The sequence below is a fragment of the Candidatus Hepatincolaceae symbiont of Strigamia maritima genome (assembly GCF_055505085.1).
In genome coordinates this window covers 1-7,469 of record NZ_DBKDTU010000163.1, presented here as the reverse complement: position 1 = coordinate 7,469, position 7,469 = coordinate 1, and the positions used below count along the sequence as shown (strand labels likewise).

The following is a 7,469-nucleotide window of genomic DNA, read 5'->3' as shown; positions in this document are numbered from 1 at the left end:
GCATACGATATCGGTCTCGGCATTCCTGCTGAACCGCTCTTCCGATCTGTAGGATATAGCCTGTACCAATTGCCTTCTTTATCTATACCAGCAGTACATACTATTTCTTTATATTTACTAGAAAGATTAGGATATGTTTTTACTAATATTAGTATTTGTTTATTAATTCTTTCCATTTTTATATATGTTGTATATTATAATCAGATATTTTAGTAATATACTCTGCAATTTTACTTCTATGACACATGCAAACATCTTTTTCAAAACAAGTTAGAGCAATTCTATTATGCTTTTTAACTAAATTTAATATTGTTGTAATATAATCTTCTTTATTATGTAAATTGTTCTCATAATCTATGAATAATTCTGTGTAGGTATTTTTATTTTTTATATCTAAATTAATTCTTAAAGAACTATCTATTCCTAATTCAGGTATATGATAATATGCTATACCTATTTTTTGTAAATAATTTTGAAAAAAATTTTTAGAAAAACCGTATTTTCTACTATTAGGATTAAATCTTACGTCTATTAAAAGTTTTATATTATTATTAATTAACCTGTTAATATAATTTTCTATGGATGAACCCTCATATCCTATAGTATATATCGCTGTATTTTGTTCTTGGGATTTAAAATAATCTTTTTTTATTACTTCAGCATTACTATGATGTTCATGTGCTATAAGACTGTAAATAGTATAATAAGGATAGTTAGTATATATTTTCTTAATAAGGTCATTTAAGGTAATAGATTTATATTTATTATAATATTCTTCTAGTTGCTCAAGAATATTACTATCTAATAACTTTATGTAGTCGTCATGCACTATAGGTAACTTAAATTTATCTTCGTTTAATATAAGTTCCATGCCTAATAATTTACTACTATCTGTAGCAAGTTGAAATGAGTAACACCCGTATTGGTATGGTATAAATTCATATAAACTATCGATAGAATTCTTATTTTCTTCTAAAAATAAGAATATGTGCTTATGTAAAGCTGTTTTAGTTAAACAACCATTAAATTTTTGGATTATTGCAAGTAGTAATTTTTGCCTATTGTATAGTGCCATAAATATGCCTCTTAATATCTCAGTATAGAAAATATTATTTATTTTTACCATTAAAAAATTGCTAGTATATATGAGTGCATTTTGTATTATCTCAAAATAAAAACTTGACAATTTTTATTCTATCACTAAGCAAAATTTATGCCATTTAAAGTTTCCCATTCTGCCATTTAATTATGCTGACTACATGAGGACTTAGAATCAATGGGTAAATACTCATGAGAATCATAAGGATTTGTTAGTTTATTAGAAACTAATCTGTATTCTTCTTTATCTTTTATTTTTAGTTTAAAGAAAGCTCTATCTTTAGTTACATAAATAAATTCATAGTTTTCTCCTGTAAAATAAGGGCAGTATAAAAAACTTTTATGTAACACATCATAATAAGCTCTACCATCAAAGCCTTAATTATCTTTATAATTGTTAATTAAAATATAATTACCAAAGGCAAAATGATCATACATAGTTAATTCTTCTAATAATTTACCATGGTTAAGGTTATGCTCAGCATTACAAGTATTAGGAATAATTTTTAAAGTATTATATTCTATAAAATACAACTCATTAAGTTCACTAGATGCTACAAATATTTTGTTATTCTTACTTCTGTTTTCTAAGGTAATAACTTGTTTTCCAATATAAATTTCAGTATTACTTTTGACTTTAATGTCAGTGGCTTTGGTATCTTGAGGGGCGTAAAGATATAACTCTGTTGCTTTTTCTAAGTAAATATTCATTTTTACCGAGATCTCACCTAAAACTAGATTAAGTTTACTGCCCTTAGTTGTTAATTTATAACTTAAATGGTCTTTTATTAAATATAATTGGTGTTTTTGCTCTTTAGTAATTCCTTTACTGTCATTTAGAGGTACTATTACTGTTTTTATATTATCACCTAAAATAATTTTACAAGTACTATCATCATAACCATACTCATTTCCATAACTATGTTTTGTGGTAAGCCTACCATTACTAAGGTGGTAGTACCTTCATCTACCATCACCACAAATTCTTTGGCATAACCATAATCTTGCAATTTATAAACCGGAGGATTCTTATAATCATTATACAATTCGGTATGTGTTCCTTTTGCGGTAGTATGACTTAATCTCATACTGGAAGTTAGCCTTGTTGGTAATACCAGAGTATATACTTTGCTTAAATCTACCGTTTCACTTAGAGGCAATCCGAAAGCTACTCTTAAATTATACAATATACCGCTATCCTGTGGGGTTATAATAGATTGTCCACCAAATGTAGTTATAAACCAATCCTCCATAGCAATACCAACATCTTGTTTAGCTTTTCCCCCATGTAGCGATCTGAGTTATATTCTATAGTATTACTTATGGTATCTATTTTTTTATGGAGGTTTTAGGAATAAATACGGTTTTATTATTTTGTTTCTTAATTTCATAAGCAGTGTTATAGTCATCATAAAGCTGATTAAAGAGTTTTAATAATGTTCTTGCTTTCTTAATATTTTCTTGAGCTTCTTTGTAAGTAGTTATAATTGCTATTACATCTATACTAACTAAGGCAATACCTAATCCTATAGGTCCTAAAATGGTTGAGAGTGCAATCATACCTAATACTACTAAAGTTACAGAGACTACAGAAATTAATAAAAATATACTATCAAATACTAATTGAGCAATTATCAATGCTCTTTGGTCTTCATCATCCGTCTCAGAGAGTCCTATACTATCTAAAACCACACTTATAATCCCTATTGCTATGCCTGCAACTTCCATAGCACTACTGGCAACCTTACCTAAAGTTGTGAAAAGCTCTGAGGAAAAGGCTTTAATTTCAATTTTGGTTAACCTTAGAGCTAATCTAGTTAATTGTACAGCACTTCCGATAATCCCAATGGTACCACCTACAATATTTATATAAAAATGTACAGTTAGTGTATTTGCTAGAACAGTATTATCTATTTTTGCTCCACCTAATGGGGCTCCGTGATTTTTTACTACTCCTCTTATTATATTGTACGAACAAATAAATATTTAGTAGGGAACCAGCAGTTTCCAAATATTGTTCTCTAAACCCTAATTTACCGTTTTTATATTACATAGAATTTTTAATCTCAGCTAGAGTGGTATTCATAAATTCTTTCAATTCATAAACACTGGGATCTTTCGTTTCAATATGAATAATCTCGTTATTATTTATTTCCTGTTTTGCTTTGATAAAAGGTATTTTATATTTTGTGGTAAATCTTTCTCCCTCATAACCATGAATTACTTCTATGGAATCAATTAGTGGAAAATATTCTTTACTTAAGTTTGTTTCAGTCATGAGTTTATCTAAAGATAGCCTCATGTTTTCTAACTTTTCCTTAAATTCTGCAATAAGTGCGGCTTCATAAGCACTGCCGTAAATGATTTATTCTCTTACTGCAATTAAATCTAAAAAGGGAGTTTTATCTTTATTGTAAGCTCTGGCTATATTTTCCCAGAACTTTCTATCTAACAAGGTTTCTTTATTAGTACCGTTTCCTTCTTCTAATATTGCTAAGGCATCATCTCCGTCAAATGTTAGTTTGCTTTTATCTGGGCTTCTATTGATTAATTCAATACCGTTCTCTAAATATTTACTTGTGATATTCTCTATTTTCTCTTTAAAATTAGGAGTATCATAGCTCATCCCTTCCTCTGCTCCTGCTAACACCAAACCGCTATACAACTGTTCGTTCTCCATATCATATATGCTTCTCTTTATTGCCTTCTCTGTAGCAGTAAACTCACTACTCTTCTTATAACTATCATGCTCTAAGCTCCGAAATCTCTCAGCTTCTATTGCTGGTGCTATCTCCATATTAGTAGCTATATCTGCTCCAGTATTTTCTATATTAAGCTGCAAGATTCCTTCTCTATTATGAATTATATTAGCTAAAGCAATATTCTGTCCTCTAAAGTTCATATCTTGTTCGTATCTTTTTAATAGAGTATATACTTCTAAATCTAAGAATACCCTATTGTATTGATTAGTAGCACTATCTTTGCTTATAATACTATATACATCTCCGTCGCCTTCACTTGTTGCTCCTATCGTTTGTACTTCTAGGGTATCTAAAAGTAGATTATTAGCAGAAAGATTACTTTTTAAAGTTTCTAGAGATTTTTGTAATTTTGATAAATCTTCTCTATATAATTAAAAAAATTCTATATTTTCAGTTGCTACAGATATTGTTTCAGGGTACTGTTTCTGATAGTCTCTTATAGCTTGGTATTGAACTCTATTTATTTCAATACGTTTATACTTATTTGTAACATCTGTTATACATACAAAATAATGTATCTCCTCATTTATTAGGGTGAGTACATTAGTCTGTAACCAAATCCTGCCGGTTAATTTACCTTTAGCATTGTGGATAAGTTCTTCAAGAGCAACTTTAACTCTTATGTTGTTATTTTCCGTCTGTAATACGTCGTAATGATACTTATTAAATATTTCATGATTGTTTGCGATAGAAGAGAAATCAAAATCATTTTTCCCTATCGTTTCTGTGATAATGTAAGTAGAGTATTGAGTATTGTTTTTATTGGGATATGTATAAGCTATTAATTTTTCTTCACTTTGCCTGTAATTGACATTTAAGCCATCTCTTAATAAGAACTCTTGATCTTTATAGCCAGCTGTTAATACTGATTCTAAGCTTAAGGTCATGGTTGTTATATATATTATAGCTTTTTAATGAATTTACTAATTCTCTTAAGGCAGTTACGTGTAATTCTTTATATTTTTTTCCAACTCCGCAAGCCCGAAATGATAACCTCTCTAAATGGTAGTTGCCATCTTTTTTATAGCAAAATTGGTTTTTATTAGCATTAAAAAACTCAGCCATCTTTTGTACAGAGCAATACTCTGTTTTCAGTGTTTCCGTGTTGTTAGGATCAATATTATTGCAAGCAAATCCATATACATTGCTCTTCAAGACTGTACTATGTATGTTTATATATACTTTAGTGTTGTTATCTATTGAAAAATTAGAGCCTTCTATCTTTATACCTTCTGAAGTGTTATAATAAGTAATAATTTTTTGTTTTTTTACAGATGATTTAAGGCTGGAAATATAATTCCTGAATTGTTCATCTCTATCAAATGTTAATGAAATATAAACATCTTTTTTAAAAGCCCTTTTTATTGGTGAAGTGATAGTCTTACCAATCATTTTATAAAATAAATTCTTTGAATGTATAGCTTCATTTTTTAGAATATATTTAACATACATGCCAACAAAAATATTATCTTCTAATATTTTAGGGTTAGTAATATTAGCATATACCCTAGAAAACATTAAAAAATTGGTATTTTCTAGGGTATTTTTAAAAGAAAAGAACTCTAATTTGTTTAGATCATTAATGGGCAAAGTATCATATGTTGCGATAACACTATTTATAGCTACTTCACATGCAAAAGAAAATAATATATTTTCCATAATATTTTGATAGTTACCGTTGTTAGCGTAAGAATATTCTATGTATTTTGGTAGAAAATTACTAATAAAACAATCAAAATATAATTGGTAAATAGGTTTGTTGTAAATAAATTGCTTATGCAAAAGAATGTTAGAATACTTCTCTTTCATTGCAGAAATAACATCTTGCTTGCCACTAATATACCAGTTCCCCGTTATTGTATACATCTTCTTTATAGCCTGATATGAGGTATCTAGAGCATCCAATATTTTTTGTAAGTTTAGGCTGTTTTTGTGGGTACTTAATAGGTTAGTATGTATGCCAAGTCTTTGTTTTTGAATATCAATGTTTGTAATTTTATCCGTAAGGTTATTTTCATTCTATATAATGCCCATTCTTTACTTAATGGACCTACTTTTAAGGCATGGTTATGTACCTTTATTTCCTCAAAAAGCATAAATTTTCTAATATCTCCAGATTTTAGAAATTTCAAGAAATTTATTCCTTCAAGATATGTAGAATCATAATCTTTGTTATAGAGTTGACTTAATTTGTACGCTAGGGTTATTGTAATATAGGATTCTCTTTCTGGGTAATCGTTTAAAATTTCTTTTAAACTATCCTTAGATATATTAAATTGTCCTGGTATCTCTGTCATTCTAATTAAAAACTCATCAGTTATAATCTGTAACAATTTATATAAATCAGTGTTTTGTGAGTTTATTTCCATGAGAAAGTTAGTATCATTTAGGAGTTGAACAAAGGATGGTGATGTTTTTTGTATTTCTAGTAGCATGTTTTTCATATTAATTTTGGGGAGCATACTGAAATCAACAATGGTTCCACCATTTTCATATAAGATAATAGGTTTGTAAATATTATCAACCCAGATGAGGATACTCTAACATAACTTTCATAGTCTATATGCGAAAGTCCTGTAACAGGGTCTTTTGTTATAAATCTATTTAAGATTTTCTGTATCTCAAGAAAATCTTCTCCTTTTCTTTCTAATATTTTTGTTTCTAAGTTCCTTAGGTATTCTGGTGAAATGCTGTGTAATTTTATATTTAAATCTCTAGCTAATTTTTGTATTTGTTGTTGAGTATTAATGATTGTGTTTTTATATTCTTGTATATCATCCTTAGTTATACTTGTTACAGATCGTTTTAAAAAATCAATGCTTAAGTTAAATTCTGATTTTCTATTAGTAGTAGTTTCTAAAACATGTTGCCATTTTTTTAATAAAGACTGCATGTTATGGTGATATTCAGGCATGAAATTCTTATACTTATTATTAGTTATTTCCCCCCATGAAGTTAAGGTCTGTTAGATTTTGTAAGAATATATCTACATCTTTAGATGTAAGATTATATTTATTGGCTAAAAGTAAAATTACGTCATGATTTAATAAATATTTAAATTGATCAAGGTATGAGTGTTCAAAATCTACCCATATATTTAATTTAATCTGTCTAATAGAAGGATCATTTCTATTGCGTTCATTAATAGTACTCGCATAATAAGCCCACATTTTTAAACTTGCTTCTTGCGAAGGGGGTTAATTTACTATTTGTAAATACAAAATGGTAATCATGTGGTAGGTTGGTATAGGAAAGTTTTACTTGAGCTATTAAACTTCTTTCAATTATATTTTTGAATTGATGTATTGACTGAAAAATTGAGTCGTATAGTTCCAAATAATTTTCTGCAAACTGAACGCAACAGAGATTATTCTATGAAAACTCTCAAGAATATCTATATTCTCCGTGTAATAAGATTCATCACCGTTTGTCAGCTCTGCTATGTCTATTAAAAGAGTTGAAATGCTTTTTAAAATTCTTGAGTGTTCTGTTTCTGCTACGTCTGGGGTTAGTAGTATGGTATTTGTAAGATGTGTTAATTGATCTATGTATAATTTAATTTCTATTAATATCTTCTTATTCATAATATGTTTTTCTCCTTATATTTTT

General features: G+C 28.3%; 13 protein-coding genes. All 13 read right to left on the bottom strand.

The window, feature by feature from the left end; translation table 11 throughout:
* Positions 1 to 178: 178 nt before the first annotated feature.
* The gene (locus tag ACQCX0_RS04420) at positions 179 to 1,075 is read right to left on the bottom strand and encodes a DUF488 domain-containing protein (RefSeq protein ID WP_462562967.1); all 897 of its coding nucleotides are present in this window, start codon (positions 1,073 to 1,075) and stop codon (positions 179 to 181) included.
* A gap of 167 nt (positions 1,076 to 1,242) precedes the next feature.
* A complete protein-coding gene (locus tag ACQCX0_RS04415; protein ID WP_462562966.1) occupies positions 1,243 to 1,449 on the bottom strand; it encodes a hypothetical protein in 207 nt (68 codons plus the stop codon).
* Between the two features lie 27 nt (positions 1,450 to 1,476).
* Entirely contained in the window at positions 1,477 to 1,809 is a 333-nt protein-coding gene (locus ACQCX0_RS04410) for a hypothetical protein (RefSeq protein WP_462562965.1), read from the bottom strand.
* 158 nt (positions 1,810 to 1,967) lie between these two features.
* Positions 1,968 to 2,351, bottom strand: coding sequence for a hypothetical protein (locus tag ACQCX0_RS04405; protein WP_462562964.1), 384 nt, complete (start codon positions 2,349 to 2,351; stop codon positions 1,968 to 1,970).
* Positions 2,352 to 2,427: 76 nt separating this feature from the next.
* Positions 2,428 to 3,012 (bottom strand): TcdA/TcdB pore-forming domain-containing protein, encoded by a 585-nt coding sequence (locus ACQCX0_RS04400; protein WP_462562968.1) that lies wholly within the window; start codon positions 3,010 to 3,012, stop codon positions 2,428 to 2,430.
* Positions 3,013 to 3,145: 133 nt separating this feature from the next.
* Positions 3,146 to 3,400 (bottom strand): hypothetical protein, encoded by a 255-nt coding sequence (locus tag ACQCX0_RS04395; RefSeq protein WP_462562963.1) that lies wholly within the window; start codon positions 3,398 to 3,400, stop codon positions 3,146 to 3,148.
* 63 nt (positions 3,401 to 3,463) lie between these two features.
* The gene (locus ACQCX0_RS04390; RefSeq protein ID WP_462562962.1) at positions 3,464 to 4,000 is read right to left on the bottom strand and encodes a hypothetical protein; all 537 of its coding nucleotides are present in this window, start codon (positions 3,998 to 4,000) and stop codon (positions 3,464 to 3,466) included.
* A 231-nt stretch (positions 4,001 to 4,231) separates the two neighbouring features.
* Complete coding sequence (locus ACQCX0_RS04385; RefSeq protein WP_462562961.1) at positions 4,232 to 4,747, bottom strand: hypothetical protein; 516 nt, start codon at positions 4,745 to 4,747, stop codon at positions 4,232 to 4,234.
* Positions 4,707 to 5,726, bottom strand: a complete 1,020-nt coding sequence (locus ACQCX0_RS04380) for a hypothetical protein (RefSeq protein ID WP_462562960.1) — start codon at positions 5,724 to 5,726, stop codon at positions 4,707 to 4,709. The genes ACQCX0_RS04385 and ACQCX0_RS04380 overlap by 41 nt, the downstream gene beginning before the upstream one ends.
* Before the next feature lie 74 nt (positions 5,727 to 5,800).
* Entirely contained in the window at positions 5,801 to 6,229 is a 429-nt protein-coding gene (locus tag ACQCX0_RS04375) for a hypothetical protein (protein WP_462562959.1), read from the bottom strand.
* A gap of 71 nt (positions 6,230 to 6,300) precedes the next feature.
* Positions 6,301 to 6,774 carry a hypothetical protein gene (locus ACQCX0_RS04370; RefSeq protein ID WP_462562958.1) on the bottom strand — a complete coding sequence of 158 codons (474 nt, stop codon included), beginning with the start codon at positions 6,772 to 6,774 and terminating at the stop codon, positions 6,301 to 6,303.
* Positions 6,775 to 6,793: 19 nt separating this feature from the next.
* A complete protein-coding gene (locus ACQCX0_RS04365) occupies positions 6,794 to 7,030 on the bottom strand; it encodes a hypothetical protein (RefSeq protein WP_462562957.1) in 237 nt (78 codons plus the stop codon).
* A gap of 114 nt (positions 7,031 to 7,144) precedes the next feature.
* Positions 7,145 to 7,444, bottom strand: coding sequence for a hypothetical protein (locus ACQCX0_RS04360; protein ID WP_462562956.1), 300 nt, complete (start codon positions 7,442 to 7,444; stop codon positions 7,145 to 7,147).
* Positions 7,445 to 7,469: the final 25 nt, after the last annotated feature.

Excerpts from the sequence above, each read along its gene's own strand:
- ACQCX0_RS04375 (WP_462562959.1), bottom strand. The coding sequence starts at position 6,229 with ATGGAAATAAACTCACAAAACACTGATTTATATAAATTGTTACAGATT.
- ACQCX0_RS04385 (WP_462562961.1), bottom strand. The coding sequence starts at position 4,747 with ATGACCTTAAGCTTAGAATCAGTATTAACAGCTGGCTATAAAGATCAA.
- ACQCX0_RS04365 (WP_462562957.1), bottom strand. The coding sequence starts at position 7,030 with ATGTGGGCTTATTATGCGAGTACTATTAATGAACGCAATAGAAATGAT.
- ACQCX0_RS04360 (WP_462562956.1), bottom strand. The coding sequence starts at position 7,444 with ATGAATAAGAAGATATTAATAGAAATTAAATTATACATAGATCAATTA.
- ACQCX0_RS04390 (WP_462562962.1), bottom strand. The coding sequence starts at position 4,000 with ATGAACTTTAGAGGACAGAATATTGCTTTAGCTAATATAATTCATAAT.
- ACQCX0_RS04410 (WP_462562965.1), bottom strand. The coding sequence starts at position 1,809 with ATGAATATTTACTTAGAAAAAGCAACAGAGTTATATCTTTACGCCCCT.
- ACQCX0_RS04395 (WP_462562963.1), bottom strand. The coding sequence starts at position 3,400 with ATGAGGCTATCTTTAGATAAACTCATGACTGAAACAAACTTAAGTAAA.
- ACQCX0_RS04405 (WP_462562964.1), bottom strand. The coding sequence starts at position 2,351 with ATGGAGGATTGGTTTATAACTACATTTGGTGGACAATCTATTATAACC.
- ACQCX0_RS04380 (WP_462562960.1), bottom strand. The coding sequence starts at position 5,726 with ATGTATACAATAACGGGGAACTGGTATATTAGTGGCAAGCAAGATGTT.
- ACQCX0_RS04420 (WP_462562967.1), bottom strand. The coding sequence starts at position 1,075 with ATGGCACTATACAATAGGCAAAAATTACTACTTGCAATAATCCAAAAA.
- ACQCX0_RS04370 (WP_462562958.1), bottom strand. The coding sequence starts at position 6,774 with ATGCCTGAATATCACCATAACATGCAGTCTTTATTAAAAAAATGGCAA.